General features: G+C 60.5%; 14 protein-coding genes and 2 pseudogenes. 8 read left to right on the forward strand and 8 right to left on the reverse strand.

The features are described 5' to 3' along the window. Positions 1–376 precede the first annotated feature (376 nt). From BG60_RS09530 to BG60_RS38685, 4 genes and pseudogenes are all read left to right on the forward strand, one after another. Positions 377–901 carry a hypothetical protein gene (locus tag BG60_RS09530; protein ID WP_034471217.1) on the forward strand — a complete coding sequence of 175 codons (525 nt, stop codon included), beginning with the start codon at positions 377–379 and terminating at the stop codon, positions 899–901. Continuing rightward, entirely contained in the window at positions 894–2,930 is a 2,037-nt protein-coding gene (locus tag BG60_RS09535) for a phage terminase large subunit family protein (protein WP_081851839.1), read from the forward strand. The genes BG60_RS09530 and BG60_RS09535 overlap by 8 nt, the downstream gene beginning before the upstream one ends. Before the next feature lie 96 nt (positions 2,931–3,026). Then, positions 3,027–3,257 carry a gpW family head-tail joining protein gene (gpW, locus tag BG60_RS09540; RefSeq protein ID WP_008349871.1) on the forward strand — a complete coding sequence of 77 codons (231 nt, stop codon included), beginning with the start codon at positions 3,027–3,029 and terminating at the stop codon, positions 3,255–3,257. Between the two features lie 1,006 nt (positions 3,258–4,263). Beyond that, a pseudogene (locus BG60_RS38685) lies at positions 4,264–4,596 on the forward strand (phage portal protein); the annotation flags it as partial. A gap of 33 nt (positions 4,597–4,629) precedes the next feature. On the opposite strand, the pseudogene BG60_RS39510 reads toward BG60_RS38685, so the two are convergent. Continuing rightward, a pseudogene (locus tag BG60_RS39510) lies at positions 4,630–5,040 on the reverse strand (contractile injection system protein, VgrG/Pvc8 family); the annotation flags it as partial. A 601-nt stretch (positions 5,041–5,641) separates the two neighbouring features. On the opposite strand from BG60_RS39510, the gene BG60_RS09550 reads away from it, so the two are divergent. From BG60_RS09550 to BG60_RS09560, 3 genes are all read left to right on the forward strand, one after another. Then, a complete protein-coding gene (locus BG60_RS09550; protein ID WP_034471219.1) occupies positions 5,642–6,019 on the forward strand; it encodes a hypothetical protein in 378 nt (125 codons plus the stop codon). Then, the gene (locus BG60_RS38170) at positions 6,016–6,300 is read left to right on the forward strand and encodes a hypothetical protein (RefSeq protein WP_152563190.1); all 285 of its coding nucleotides are present in this window, start codon (positions 6,016–6,018) and stop codon (positions 6,298–6,300) included. Before BG60_RS09550 ends, BG60_RS38170 begins: the two co-directional genes overlap by 4 nt. A gap of 525 nt (positions 6,301–6,825) precedes the next feature. Beyond that, positions 6,826–7,146, forward strand: a complete 321-nt coding sequence (locus BG60_RS09560; RefSeq protein WP_008349882.1) for a hypothetical protein — start codon at positions 6,826–6,828, stop codon at positions 7,144–7,146. A 13-nt stretch (positions 7,147–7,159) separates the two neighbouring features. On the opposite strand, the gene BG60_RS09565 is transcribed toward BG60_RS09560, so the two are convergent. The 3 genes from BG60_RS09565 to BG60_RS09575 form a co-directional block, all read right to left on the reverse strand. Next, the gene (locus BG60_RS09565; protein ID WP_008349885.1) at positions 7,160–7,486 is read right to left on the reverse strand and encodes a hypothetical protein; all 327 of its coding nucleotides are present in this window, start codon (positions 7,484–7,486) and stop codon (positions 7,160–7,162) included. Between the two features lie 252 nt (positions 7,487–7,738). Then, positions 7,739–8,068, reverse strand: a complete 330-nt coding sequence (locus BG60_RS09570; RefSeq protein ID WP_008349887.1) for a hypothetical protein — start codon at positions 8,066–8,068, stop codon at positions 7,739–7,741. After that, positions 8,065–8,568 (reverse strand): hypothetical protein, encoded by a 504-nt coding sequence (locus BG60_RS09575; RefSeq protein ID WP_008349889.1) that lies wholly within the window; start codon positions 8,566–8,568, stop codon positions 8,065–8,067. The genes BG60_RS09570 and BG60_RS09575 overlap by 4 nt, the downstream gene beginning before the upstream one ends. Positions 8,569–9,268: 700 nt before the next feature. On the opposite strand from BG60_RS09575, the gene BG60_RS09580 reads away from it, so the two are divergent. Next, positions 9,269–9,946 carry an SDR family oxidoreductase gene (locus BG60_RS09580; RefSeq protein ID WP_008350614.1) on the forward strand — a complete coding sequence of 226 codons (678 nt, stop codon included), beginning with the start codon at positions 9,269–9,271 and terminating at the stop codon, positions 9,944–9,946. On the opposite strand, the gene kdpE is transcribed toward BG60_RS09580, so the two are convergent. Genes kdpE through BG60_RS09600 form a run of 4 tightly spaced genes read right to left on the reverse strand, consistent with a single transcriptional unit; the run spans position 9,922 to position 12,832 of the window. Continuing rightward, complete coding sequence (gene kdpE, locus BG60_RS09585) at positions 9,922–10,620, reverse strand: two-component system response regulator KdpE (protein ID WP_008350616.1); 699 nt, start codon at positions 10,618–10,620, stop codon at positions 9,922–9,924. The genes BG60_RS09580 and kdpE overlap by 25 nt on opposite strands. 31 nt (positions 10,621–10,651) lie before the next feature. Continuing rightward, positions 10,652–11,626, reverse strand: coding sequence for a quinone oxidoreductase family protein (locus BG60_RS09590; RefSeq protein WP_034471225.1), 975 nt, complete (start codon positions 11,624–11,626; stop codon positions 10,652–10,654). A gap of 23 nt (positions 11,627–11,649) precedes the next feature. Then, a complete protein-coding gene (locus tag BG60_RS09595; RefSeq protein ID WP_008350620.1) occupies positions 11,650–12,039 on the reverse strand; it encodes a methylglyoxal synthase in 390 nt (129 codons plus the stop codon). A gap of 13 nt (positions 12,040–12,052) precedes the next feature. Continuing rightward, complete coding sequence (locus BG60_RS09600) at positions 12,053–12,832, reverse strand: SDR family oxidoreductase (protein WP_008350622.1); 780 nt, start codon at positions 12,830–12,832, stop codon at positions 12,053–12,055. Between the last annotated feature and the right edge of the window lie 182 nt (positions 12,833–13,014).

The following is a 13,014-nucleotide window of genomic DNA, read 5'->3' on the forward strand; positions in this document are numbered from 1 at the left end:
TGAAGAGCGGTCATCGCGGTGTTTTTCTCCGCGCCGGCGAAGGACATAAGCGGGTAATCAAAGACGGTAAGGCGCGCTGATATGGCCTGCCTATCCGCGAGCTATACGGTCCATCAATCCCGCAAGCGGTCGGCACTGACGCCGTGCAAACGGCACTGGGACGCTTGATCGTCGGGCGCTATCCCGCGATCCTCGATCACGAACTGGCATTCGAAGTGTCACGCAACAAATGACCCTCCACCGAGGAAAAATTAGGCACTCCCACCGGAGGCGCGGGTCCTTCCTGCACGAAATTCGACGCGGAGCGTAAACCGCGCGAATTCTGTCTAGCTATGAACTTCCAGCGCTAGCGCAGGGTAACGCGATGAGAGGCGGATTGAAACGCGGCGTAACGATGCGCGAGTTTGCGCGCCGTGAAGGTTGCAGCGAAACGGCGGTTCGGTATGCGGTCGCGCGTGGTCGTCTGCGGACGCTGCCCGACGGCTCGATTGATCCGAAGCTCGTCGGCTCCGAGTGGCGTCAGAAGAACGTCAAGACGCTCGACCAAGACCCGAACGCCGCCGCGAATGCGCGCGTGCCCGAGCAGCCGAAGAGCGGCGCGACGTACATCGACGCGGTTCGCATCGAAAAGAATTACACGGCGCTGCTGCGCAAGCTCGAATACACAACCAAGTCCGGCTCCGTCATCGAGCTAGACGCCGCCGAAGACGCGTTTTTCAGCGCGTGGCGCGCGGTGCGCGATGCGTGGCTTTCATGGCCAGCGCGCGTTGCACCGCTCATCGCCGCCGATATCGAGATTGAAGACGTCGAAGGCTTGACGCTCGTTCTGACCGCCCACGTTCACGCGCAACTATCCGAACTCGGCGACGGGAAACTCGACCTCGGTATTGCGCATGAGTGACAACAAGCTCGGGCGTCTTGTGCGCGCGATTCGGCGCGCGCTGTCGCCGCCGCCGCGCATTTCAGTTGCGCAATGGGCCGACCGCTATCGACAGCTTGCGCGCGAAGCCGGTAGCACGTCCGGGACGTGGCGCACGTCTACGGTTGAGGTTGCGCGCGGCGCGATGCTCGCGGTCACGGAACCGGGTGTGCATACGATCACGGCGATGATTGCGACGCAGCTTTTCAAAACGTCGCTTCTGGAAAACGTGTTCGGCTACTTCGCGTGTCTCGATCCGTGTCCGATGCTCTTGCTTCAGCCGAAGGACGAAAGCGCGCAACAGTTCAGCAAGGAGCGTATCAGCCCGCTTGTGCGCGTCACGCCCACGTTGCGCGAGATAGTCGGCACGCGGCGCATGCGTAGCGGCGACGAATCGATCCTGTTCAAAGGCTTTCCCGGTGGCTTTCTCGCGCTCGCCGGCGCAGGTTCGCCCGACAATCTCGCGCGCCGCCCGATCCGCGTTGTCCTGGCTGATGAAGTCGATAAGTACCCGGTCACGCGTGAGGGCGATCCTATATCGCTCGCTGAAGAGCGCACCGCGACATTCGGAAATTGGCTATCCATTCGCGCGTGCTCGCCCACGGTCGAGGACCAAAGCCGCATCGCATCCAGCTATGCGGAGTCGGACCAACGACGCGCGAGCGTAGCCTGTCCGCATTGCGGGCACCGCCAGTTTTTGGACTTCTTTCATCACGTCAAATGGGAGCGCGCGGACGACCGCGAGCGCTCGCACTTGCCAAAGACCGCGCGTATCTTCTGCGAGGCATGCGGCGCGGCGTGGAGCGAAGGACAACGGCTTAGAGCGCTTTCGACCGCACGCTGGCACCAGACGCGCCCGTACCAATGCTGTGGTGGGCTACACGAACCGCTCGAAGAGTACGCGCGGGCATGGCGCGCGCTCAATCCTGATGACAGCCACGACGCGGCGCTCTCGCAGGTATGGGACTGGTGGGCGTCCGACTTGCACGCGGTCTATCGTGCGCGCTGCCCGACATGCGGACGTTGGCCGCTCGACAACCGGCATGCGGGATTCACGGCGTCAAAGCTCTATTCACCGTGGACGAAGGACCGCCCCGCCGATATCGCGGCTAAATTCCTTGCTGCGCGCGGCGATGAAGCGTTGAAACAGGTCTGGTGGAACACGCAGCTCGGCCAACCCTATCGCGCACATCATGGTAAAGACGTTCGGGTCGAGGCGCTCGCGGCGCGCGCTGAACATTGGTCCGGCGAGGTGCCCGAGGGCGTGGGCGTGCTGACAGCAGGAATCGACGTACAAGGCGATCGAGTCGAGATTGAGATTGTCGGCTGGGGGCGCGATGAGGAAAGTTGGAGCGTCGCCTACGACGTCATCGAGGGCGACCCGGATAGCCCGGACCTTTGGAAAGAGGTTGACGCCGCATTGCTCGAAACATTCCAGCGTGAAGATGGGCGACCGTTCAGCATCATGGCCGCATGCGTCGACTCAGGCGGGCATTCGACACAGACCGTGTACTCATTCGCGAAGGACCGCATTGGGCGGCGCGTGTGGGCGATCAAAGGCGAGTCGGCGCGCAGCGGCCAGCGCTCTCCGGTATGGCCGACGAAGAAGCCGAGCCGCAAGACCAAAGCCGCGTATCGACCGGTGATTATCGGCGTCAACGCGGCGAAGGACGCGATACGAAACCGGCTCGCGCTCGACAAGCCAGGACCCGGTTATATGCACTTCCCGCACGATCGAGACATGGGCTATTACGCGCAACTGACGTCCGAGCGCATCACCGTGAAAGAGGTCGCGGGGCATCGGTTCTTCGTGTGGGAACTGCCCGCCGGTCGCGCGAATGAAGCATTGGATTGCCGCGTCTATGCGTATGCGGCGCTGTGCGGTCTTCAGCATTTCGGACTGAAGCTCAACGCGATGACCGAGCGCGCAGCGCTGCCGTATGGCGAACTTCCCGCGACACCAGCGGGACAGAGTGAAGCGGCGCGCGGACTTGTCTCTCAACTGGCGTAACTCAACATGGCGAACGGTTCAACGACTTGCGACGCGGCGAGCGGTTGCGGCTGCGCGGGTTCGTGCTATGACCCATGCGCGAGCATGTTTGCAGGGATGACGAACGACGAGCTACGCGCGGCGCTCGCGGCGGCGCAGGCGGCATATGCAAGACTTATGACCGGCGCGCAAGGAGTTTCGTTTTCGTACACACAAGGCGACGGCACACGCAGCGTGACCTATAGCGCGGCGAATCTCGCGCATCTCGCCGCATATATCAAGCAGCTCCAGCAGCAGCTTGGGATTGTGTGCAGAGCGCGCGCGCCAATCCGCTTTACATATCGGTAAAGAATGAACTTCCGTCAAATATTCGCTTGTGGCACGTCCAATGAAAAGGCCGGCATAGGACTGTAAGTCCGCGAGTCGGATTTCCTTTGCTTTCTATCTTTTCGATCGTGGACCATTGACGAAATACAGTTGCACCGCCTTTTTCACGAAGCAATACCCCCTTATCCAAGTAGCGAAAGACCGCGGCCTCTACGCCGACTTTTTCGCCCGTATAAGTTATGACATTACTCAAAGGGCTGTTGAGGATAACCGCGGCATCGTTGTAGCCTTTTCCCCAAAAGAAAAAGACTACCACCGGAACCAACGTCACCAACAATCTGACCCACTTTGGACGACTTTTCAGAAACCTTCCGTACACATGGCTTCCAACGCCTATGAACGTCCAGAAAGCAATGAGCGCGAAACAAATTCCAAATGGACCGCCTCCTATAAAAAAATAGCCGAGCGGCACCATCACTAACAGCGATAGTAAAGCGATCGTTCTAACCCTCTGAAGACGGCTTCGTGGTGCAGTCGGAACAACGAGTGACTGGACCCAGCCTTCGAAGGAACGCAAGTACGTCAGCGTGTTCACGAAAAATACGTAAACACAAAGCACGCATCCAAGCACTATGAGCCAAGGCGACCAATTTAACGCGCTCCGCGTGTGGTCTGCTAGTGAAGTCGGCAGATCGGCCAAGGTAAGACCGATCGCCGAGAAGAAACCCCAGTCATACACAATCGACACGCCAAGACTTGCTCCAGTCAGGACAGCAAGAACCTTGATTAGAAGGTCGAGAGTGGAGCCCAAACTGCCGCGATCGGCGAGTGAAGTAATCATATGCGCATATCGTCCGTGAGTGGTCCTGGATGGTAGCACTGCCGTAACGCAATCATGAACGCTCCGCAAATCGTCGGCTTGGACGGCAAGCCGATGCAGACGCGCTCGCGCGTGTCGATGCTCGCGGGCGGCGGGAATGCGCCCTATGACGCGGCGGACGTAACCGATCCGCACCTTGCGGCGTGGATGCCGTCGCTCGGCTCGCCTGATACAGACCTCAACGCTTACCGCGACAGGATCGTTGCGCGAGTCCGCGACCTCGTTCGGAATGACGGATGGGCGAGCGCGGGCATTACGCGCATTCTCGATAACGCGGTCGGCGCGAACTTCCGACCCGTCGCGAAACCGGACTATCGAGCGCTCGCGCATGTCAGCGGAAACAAGGCGTTCGATGCGGATTGGGCGACCGAGTTCGGGCGTGCGCTCGATGCGCATTGGAGGGCATGGGCGCAAGACCTCGGGCGTTACTGCGACGTCCAGCGCGCGCTCACCATGCCGCAAGTTTTCCGTCTCGCCTATCGTCACAAGCTCATCGACGGCGATGCGCGAGCGCTTGGTGATGCGCAAACGCGCAAGCGGCGATTCGACCACGACGCGGTACGCGCAGAAGTCGCGCGTCTTGCGAGTTCGTGTGAAGCGCGTGATGTTGCCGTTCCACTCGCGCGGCGTGCCGTCGCCGGGTAACGGCTCGATGCTGAACGTCGCGTTGTGCCCGAGATAGTCGGCGCGCGCCAGTTCCACATTGGCGGTCAGTTCAAGCGTGATGTGATACGGACTGCCTAGCCGCTCGATCGCCTTGACGGAGATGATCGAGAGGCCATCGCTCGGCGGTGCGCCTCGCACCTTGAGATAGTAGTTCTGCCTGCCCGTGATCCAGCGCGCGAGGGCGGTGGATCGCTTTGATTGTGCTTCCATTGGGATTCCCTGCATCGAGATGCTGTCAGGCCATGGCCTGATAAACATTCCTATCTAATCGGGCGCATACGGATTCAGCGCACGACCGGCGAAACGTAGGCGGGAATTATTTCGAGAGGAAGCAAAAAAAACCCTTAGGCCAAAGACACTGCCAAGAAGCAGCAATACAAAATCGGATTTCTCTTAAAATGATTCCGCGGGGGGGTGACGTATGCTTGCATTTCTGGCGTGTGGTGCGCCGGAACAGGTTTGACAGCCTGAAGCTAGGAAGGAACCACCCGCGACGCCCGCGTAATGCGGGCGAAGCGTTGAACCCCGCGTGCCGACTTGACCGTCGGCGGCTGGTGCTTTGTCACGCCTATGGGCGGGACGTGGCAGGGAACCCGCAAGGGTTGCCGGTATGGTGGTATCTAGCTCGGTCTGTCAACCCTGTCATTGTTCCCGCCCGCCCCCTACTGAGAGACAGGGGGCGGCTCCGGGTTTGCCCAAAACAGGAGCTAGACCGGTGCTACATCAAAAACAATCGGCAGTCCCGCACGCATCCTCACGGCGACAACCTTCCTCAGCGTACTCCGAGCCTTTTACACTCGATCCACGTATTGCTGCCATGCGAGCGCTATTTCGCACGCTTCAAAGAACCGTCGACACGATGCTCAACCATGAAGACAGCCTTTATGCAATGCGCGACGTAGAAAGTGCAAGTGGTCTCAAGACGGAACTCATCGAAATGCGCGACAGCATTGACGCGCGAATGTTCACGTATCACGACATCAGATTTGGCAGTCGCGCCCGCGAAACTAAAGCAGTGGCATCAGAGCTTGCGCTGCCGGGATATGTTGAGCGTGAAGCGCAGTTTTATGATGCCGCCAAAGCCGTCCTTGAAGAGATTGACGATGCGCTCCAATCGGACGACGTGTGCGCGCCGCGCGATCATATCCGCGCGATACGTGCGTCTTTGGTGGAAGTAAGGAGACGGGCGATTCATTTGCTCAAGCGCGTGCGCAACTTCGAGGCAAGGTCGGCATGAGCAAGCACACAGACCTTGTAGACAGACTCCATCAAGCCCACGGCTATCTCGCCAGGGCAGAAGGCGATCTACTTCGCGTGTACGTCTCACTTCTGGCGTTACAGCGCTTCCCGCTGCACGCATCGGCCGCCGGATGCGTTGAGGCAATTCTTAAGCATCTGGTTTTCGATATGGAGCGCACGACCGGAAATCGCTTGCAACTCGCGCGCGACGCAGGGGAATGCGGCGTCGATGTCGGATTCTTCGACGTCGAGCACTTCCATAAAGCAGGAAGCGCCTGATGGGTGCCGTCTCCGAACAGCAGCGCACGTCAGGGCGTCCCGACGTTCGCGTCGAGTTCTATGCGTTCGCGCCGCTGCATGCAGCGAGGCAAAGCGCGCATCAAAGGCCTATCGACGTGGTAGCGCGGTGCAAGCTAAACGTTTCGCTCTCGATGAGCTTCGTCCATCAAATCTACGGCTATGACCGCTCGCCTTCTACGGTTCTCAAGCGACAACTTCATGCAAGAGCAAGTCTGAAATAAGACCCTCTCGGAGCGCGCGTGATTGAACGGAGGCGCGCTCCTTTCAAGCCCCGCACGAGCGGGGCTCTTTTTTTCCGAATTTTCCGATTCGTGCCCTGGCTTTCATCAGTAGACTTGTTCCCGTTCTGACCTTGTGTCGAACCAATGATGTTTCCCCGCCTTGTGCGGGGTTTTTTTCGCGCACGCGATATACAGTCGGCTCACTCAGGTCGTTCCCGCTCTCAGACACGAAGTGTCCTCGCGCAGCCCTACACTGGGATTTTATTCAGTAAGAGGGCGCGATATGTCTGGGCTTGATCCGTTCGACTCGCCGACCACCGACGAGGTTTATTCGCTCGTTCGGAGCGCGATGAAGCCTGACCGCGAGCTTGATCGCGAGTTAGTCGTCCGCGTGGGCCGGGAGGTCTTGCGCAACCGCAACGAGTTCCGCCGCGAGGCGCGCTACCTATGCGACGTCGCGCGCAAGGTCGCACATGAATCCGGTTTGGGCTTTGTCGTCGCGCTGGAAAAGCTTCACAGTTTGCTTGTTGCGGACATCGGTCGGACGGGCGATATTGCTCGGAATCACAGGCGCGAAGTGGGCTCAATGTCGTGGGACGAATGACGCCTCGATCCTGCTAATACTTGAAGTCGCCAGCGCGCCGCTCCACAGCGGCCGGGTCGAATCCAAAGCGCTCGCGCAACGATTCGACGGTCTCGCACGTCAAATCTTCGTGCATCAGTACAGGGACGGGAATTCCGACCAAGCGCGAGACTGCGGGCACGAGCGCAGATTTGCGCTGTGCTCGGTCTTCCGCGTTCTTCAGCGCACTATAAAGGACCTTGCGCTCATCGCGAGTCATCTTCTTACCGCAGCGGCTCACAAATAGACGTCGAGGCCATTTGAGAATGACCGCGCGAATAAAGAGTAAATTCCGTCCAAAAGTCGGACTCGCGACTCCCATTCAAATCTCCAAGGCAACAAAAAGCCCGCACAATAGGCGGGCTCCTGACTGCTGCGACCTTGGAGGATTAAATTGGCCGCGACTCTCTATTTAGAGTTTCGGTCAATCATTCGTAATCTGGCCTCCGTGAGTCCGCACAGCGCCCACGCATATAAATCCAGTCATCTCTAAAGTCCTCAAATTCAATTGAGTTCCGCCGATTTAATATCAACGTTATGCTCTCTCGTATTGATGCCAATAAATAAGTGCGCTTCATAATCTGATTTCCTCGAAATCGTTTGAATCCTTTTTGCCCCGACGACCGCTGGCGGGGTGGCGCAACCAGCCGGCAGGCTCGTACTCGCCGTCCCAAGCATCGAGCGCGCGGCGGGCGTCTGCATATGTGTGATAGCACCATCGATCCCCGTAGCCCCACTCGTCAAGGTCCGCGAGAATCGCATACGTGAAGAGGAACGGCGCAATACATGCGTCGCGTTCGTTCTCGAAGGTTCGATAGTCAGAATAGTTATTGACTGCGCAGATTCGCGCGCCGCGCTCGCAGTTAATGCGATCGCGTTCGGCGAGCTTGGGTAACGCGCTCATTCTGAAATGCGCCGCGCAGGTGCGACGAGATCAAACACTTCCGGTTGTAGAAGGTGGCTCGGCTCGCAATCGAAAATGGTCGCCAATTTCTTTCGCGTTCCTTCGCGGAGCATGTGGGAGCTTGCGATTGTCTTCATATTGCTCACGCTGGTTCCATATGCGGTCGCAACTTGAGCAATAGAAAGCTGCCGGTAGAGACGCCATGCCGTCAGCGGCGTTTTACCCTCGCCTATATAGCCGAGCACGGCCAACGGATAGACCGGGACGCCCAGTGCCATATCGATATGAAGAGGATTGGCTTGCGTCGAGTAAAGGGACTGGCGTGACGCTCGCGATGGAGATACCTGTCGGTCGATGCGCTCTGTCTGTGCGCGCAATGCGGCGCTTCGGAACTCAGCGAGCATCGCAAACAGGGAATATGGAATATCGGCTCTTAGTCGTTGGCCACGTTCATCCGTGACGAAACGGCAGTCAGTGAGGTCAAGGCCGTAAATCATCATACGGTCTCCGATTTGCGAATAACGGGCGACGATTGAACCTTAAACAAGCGGGCGGTTGTACGCAAGGTAGGAGTTTTGTACAGGCCGGATTTACAATGTTTATTCGGCGTCAAACGAGAACGGTTGCGTTTTGAAATGCGGCTCGCGCGGATCGTCCGAAAGGCATGCAAACGCACTCGCGCGGCCCTAGCCACGCGGCTGTTCAGCGTTCGCTTACAGGTTTCGGACAGGCAACGGGAGCCGGGGCTTCGGCGTTAACCCTCATGCTGGTTAAATGTTCGTCTCATACCGGGAAACATGGCGTGTAGCTGTCATGGACGCCAGCAAGCATCGAATCGCTTGTTGGCGCTGACAGACACGGCATTTCGTCGGACCACCTACCGCGTAAGGGGAACCGTCGAATGCGCGCGGAAGTGTTAGCGAGGCGCGACACTATCTGTAGAATCTTGTCGCGATGCGGCCTCTTTGCTCGACGTTCGTTGTGTCTACTAATGTGTACACTCGGGGATTTTACGATGGTGAAATTGCTTTTACATCAATCACTTAGACTGGAAAACTTACTTTCTTTGCAGCAGCAAAGAAAGTGAGTGCCGCCCCGCACAGGGGCAACGTTAATAGACCGACACGAAACCGGGATCCGGCGAAAGCCGAAGCCACCGACCAAAAAAAAAGGAACCGCAAGCAAAGGAGACTTCCGCACATGAACTCGCTGAAGGTTCTGCTGATCGGCGCCCACGGCCGCACGGGCCGCCTCATCGCCGAGCGATTGCATCGGCAAGCCATGCCATTCCGCGCAATGCTGCGCAAATCCGCGCACAAGAGCGAGTTCGCGGCGATGGGCGCCGAAATCCTGCTAGGCGATCTCACCAACGACTTTTCTCACGCCTTCGATGACATCACGCATGTGATCTACGCAGCCGGATCGGCGGACAACGAAGGCGTCAACGAAGAACGCGCGATCGATCGCGATGCCGTCATGCGCACCGCCGATTACGCCAGGCGCCGCCGCGTGCAGCAGCTCGTCGTCGTGAGCGCGCTATCCGCACTTCATCCGGCGCGAAGCAGTTTTGCATTGCGCCATTACTCGCGGATGAAGCGCGAAGCCGACGAATACGTCGCGCATCGCGGTGTGCCGTTCGCGGTTCTTCGGCCAGGGCCTTTATCGGACGCGCCGCCGCGCGGGACCATCGCGCTCGCCGACGAACTCACTGAACACACGCCCGAAGTCGCACGCGCCGACGTCGCGCGCATCGCCGTGCGATGTGTGACGCTCGGCATCCGCGACCGATTGATCGCGTTCGTCGGCGGCGACGTGCCGATCGATACCGCGCTCGCTTCGCTCAGCGCGGTCCGTCACGCCACGCCGACGAGCCTGTAACCCACGCCCGTCTCCGTCACGATATGTTCCGGCTGCGCGGGATCGCGCTCCAGCTTCTGCCGCAGATGCGCCATGTAAATGCGCAGATAATGCGGGCTTTCGACATGCGACGGCCCCCACACTTCCACCAGCAATTGCCGATGCGTCAGCACTCGCCCCGCGTGACGCACGAGCGTCGATAGCAGCCGGTATTCGATCGGCGTCAGATGCACGTTTTCGGCGTGCTTCGTGACGCGGCGCAGCGCGAGATCGACGGTCACATCGCCGAAAGTCACGACCGGCGTCTCGCTCGCGGACGCCTGATTGCGCCGCCGCAAATGCGCGCGAATCCGCGCCATCAGCTCGGAAACGCCGAAGGGCTTCGTGAGGTAATCGTCGGCGCCGGCATCGAGCGCGGCGACTTTCTCCTCCTCCTGCGTGCGCGCCGACAGCACGATGATCGGCAGCTCGGTCCAGCCGCGCAGTTCGCGGATCACGTCGATGCCGTCGGTGTCCGGCAGGCCGAGATCGACGATCACGAGATCGGGCTTGCGCGTCGCGGCTTCGACGAGACCTTTCTGACCGGTGTCCGCTTCGTGGACCGTCATGCCCTGCGCTTCGAGCGACACGCGCACGAAGCGCCGAATCTGCTTCTCATCCTCGATCAGGACGACGGTAAAGGACGGCTCGCTCATCGGATAGCCGTCCGCGCGGTTTCGCGTCGCTTCACGGCAGAAGAATCGTCGAGCCGGTCGTCCTGCGCGCTTCGAGGTCTTCGTGCGCGCGCGCCGCTTCCGACAGCGGATAACGCTGGCGCACGTTCGGCTTCACTTTCCCCGACGACACGACATCGAACAGTTCCGCCGCCATCGTGTCGAGATCGCTGCGTTTGGCGATGTAGCTGAAAAGCGTCGGCCGCGTGAAATACAGCGAGCCGCGACCGGCCAGCTCCGACGAATCGAGCGGCGGCAACGGGCCCGACGAATTGCCGAAGCTCACGAAAAGCCCAAGCGGCGACAGGCAATCTAGCGACGCGATATACGTGTCCTTGCCGATCGAATCGTAGACGACAGGCACGCCCGCGCCGTTCGTGATCTCGCGCACGCGCTGCGTGAAATTCTCGCGCGTGTAGACGATCGGATGATCGCAGCCGTGCGCCTTCGCGAGCTCGGCTTTCTCGTCGGAGCCGACCGTGCCGATCACCGTCGCGCCGAGCGCCTTCGCCCACTGACACGCGAGCATGCCGACGCCGCCCGCCGCCGCGTGGATCAGCACCGTGTCGCCCGCCTTCACGCGATACGTCCGGCGCAGCAGATATTGCGCGGTCAAACCCTGCAGCATGATCGACGCGGCATCTTCGTAGCCGATCGAATCGGGCAGCTTGACGACGTAATCCGCCGACATCACGCGCTCTTCCGCATAGGCGCCCGGCGGGCGCGACGCATAGGCGACGCGATCGCCCGGCTTGAACTGCGTGATGCCCTCGCCCACCGCCGTCACCTCGCCGGCCGCTTCCATGCCGAGGCCGCCCGGCAGCGGCATCGGATACAGGCCGGTGCGAAAGTACACGTCGATGAAATTGAGGCCCACCGCATGATGCTTCACGCGGATTTCGCCCTTGCCCGGCGCGCCCACGTCCACGTCGACCCACTTCATGACTTCGGGGCCGCCTGCCTTGTCGAATCGGATTGCCTTGGTCATCGCTCGTTCGTCTCCTTTGATCTTCAGGACGCCCGCGCGAAGCGCAGACGCAAGTCGTCGAGAATCATGCGCGCCGTCGCGATGTTGGTCGCGCACGGCACGTTGTGCACGTCGCAGGCGCGCACGAGCGCGTTGATGTCGGGCTCGTGCGGCTGCGGCGTCATCGGGTCGCGCAGGAAGATCACGATGTTCACGCGCCCTTCCGCCAGTTCCGCGCCGATCTGCAGGTCGCCGCCGTGCGGGCCGGACAGCTTGCGCTCGATCTCCAGCCCGTGCGCCGCCGCGATGCGTCCGCCGGTCGTGCCGGTCGCGACGAGATTGCATTGCGCGAGCGTGTCGACGAACTCGCCCGCCAGCGTGACGATGTCGTCCTTCTTCATGTCGTGCGCGATGAGCGCGACGCGTGTGGTCATCAGAGGCTCCGTCTCAGTAGGTGCCGGGATAAGCGCCGCCGTCGATCAGCAGATTCTGACCGGTGATGTAGCCCGCATGCACGCTGCAGAGGAACGCGCATGCCTTGCCGAATTCCTCCGATGTGCCGAAGCGGCCCGCGGGCAGGCTTTGCGCACGGCGCGCCCGCATTTCGTCGATCGAAATGTTCTGCGCCTTCGCCTGCGCTTCCATCGTCACGGCGATACGGTCGGTGTCGAACGTGCCCGGCAGGAGATTGTTGATCGTGACGCCCGTCGATGCGACCTTGCGCGCGACGCCGGCGACGAAACCGGTCAGGCCCGAGCGCGCGCCGTTCGAGAGACCCAACACGTCGATCGGCGCCTTCACCGACGAACTCGTGATGTTCACGACGCGCCCGAAGCCGCGCTCGATCATCCCGTCGATGGTCGCCTTGATGAGCTCGATCGGCGTCAGCATGTTGCCTTCGAGCGCCTTGATCCACATCTCGTGCGTGAAAGTGCGGAAGTCGCCCGGCGGCGGCCCGCCCGCGTTGTTGACGAGAATGTCCGGCGCGGGACAGGCGGCGAGCGCGGCGGCGTGGCCTTCGGGCGTCGTGATGTCGCCCGCGACGGTCGTCACGGTGACGCCGTAAGTCGAGCGGATGTGCGCTGCCGTCGCTTCGAGCGTTTCCGCCGTGCGCGCGGTGATGACGAGATTCACGCCTTCGGCGGCGAGCGCTTCGGCGCAGCCACGTCCCAGGCCCTTGCTCGCCGCGCATACCAACGCGGTGCGGCCCGCGATTCCCATATCCATCGTCTTTCCTCCAGTTGTCTTTCGTCACAGATCGTGACGTCTTCGCGCAATTCTAGAAGAATCGGGGCAGCAACGTCGGCGGCGGAAACGCCAAGGCCCGCGCGAATCTTCTTAGGCGTGCGCGGGCTTTTGGGTAAACTGTCGCCACTGTCCGCTCCCCGAGCGTCAGAGGCAGAACATCA

Source organism: Caballeronia zhejiangensis, assembly GCF_000698575.1.
In the GTDB taxonomy this organism is placed as follows: Bacteria; Pseudomonadota; Gammaproteobacteria; order Burkholderiales; family Burkholderiaceae; genus Caballeronia; species Caballeronia zhejiangensis.

What these genes read in the sequence shown, in the direction of transcription:
- BG60_RS09535 (WP_081851839.1), top strand. Translation starts at nt 894, where the DNA reads ATGAGTGACAACAAGCTCGGGCGTCTTGTGCGCGCGATTCGGCGCGCG.
- BG60_RS09565 (WP_008349885.1), bottom strand. Translation starts at nt 7,486, where the DNA reads ATGGGAGTCGCGAGTCCGACTTTTGGACGGAATTTACTCTTTATTCGC.
- BG60_RS09575 (WP_008349889.1), bottom strand. Translation starts at nt 8,568, where the DNA reads ATGATGATTTACGGCCTTGACCTCACTGACTGCCGTTTCGTCACGGAT.
- kdpE (WP_008350616.1), bottom strand. Translation starts at nt 10,620, where the DNA reads ATGAGCGAGCCGTCCTTTACCGTCGTCCTGATCGAGGATGAGAAGCAG.
- BG60_RS09590 (WP_034471225.1), bottom strand. Translation starts at nt 11,626, where the DNA reads ATGACCAAGGCAATCCGATTCGACAAGGCAGGCGGCCCCGAAGTCATG.
- gpW (WP_008349871.1), top strand. Translation starts at nt 3,027, where the DNA reads ATGACGAACGACGAGCTACGCGCGGCGCTCGCGGCGGCGCAGGCGGCA.
- BG60_RS09595 (WP_008350620.1), bottom strand. Translation starts at nt 12,039, where the DNA reads ATGACCACACGCGTCGCGCTCATCGCGCACGACATGAAGAAGGACGAC.
- BG60_RS09580 (WP_008350614.1), top strand. Translation starts at nt 9,269, where the DNA reads ATGAACTCGCTGAAGGTTCTGCTGATCGGCGCCCACGGCCGCACGGGC.
- BG60_RS38170 (WP_152563190.1), top strand. Translation starts at nt 6,016, where the DNA reads ATGAGCAAGCACACAGACCTTGTAGACAGACTCCATCAAGCCCACGGC.
- BG60_RS09550 (WP_034471219.1), top strand. Translation starts at nt 5,642, where the DNA reads ATGCTCAACCATGAAGACAGCCTTTATGCAATGCGCGACGTAGAAAGT.
- BG60_RS09570 (WP_008349887.1), bottom strand. Translation starts at nt 8,068, where the DNA reads ATGAGCGCGTTACCCAAGCTCGCCGAACGCGATCGCATTAACTGCGAG.
- BG60_RS09600 (WP_008350622.1), bottom strand. Translation starts at nt 12,832, where the DNA reads ATGGATATGGGAATCGCGGGCCGCACCGCGTTGGTATGCGCGGCGAGC.
- BG60_RS09560 (WP_008349882.1), top strand. Translation starts at nt 6,826, where the DNA reads ATGTCTGGGCTTGATCCGTTCGACTCGCCGACCACCGACGAGGTTTAT.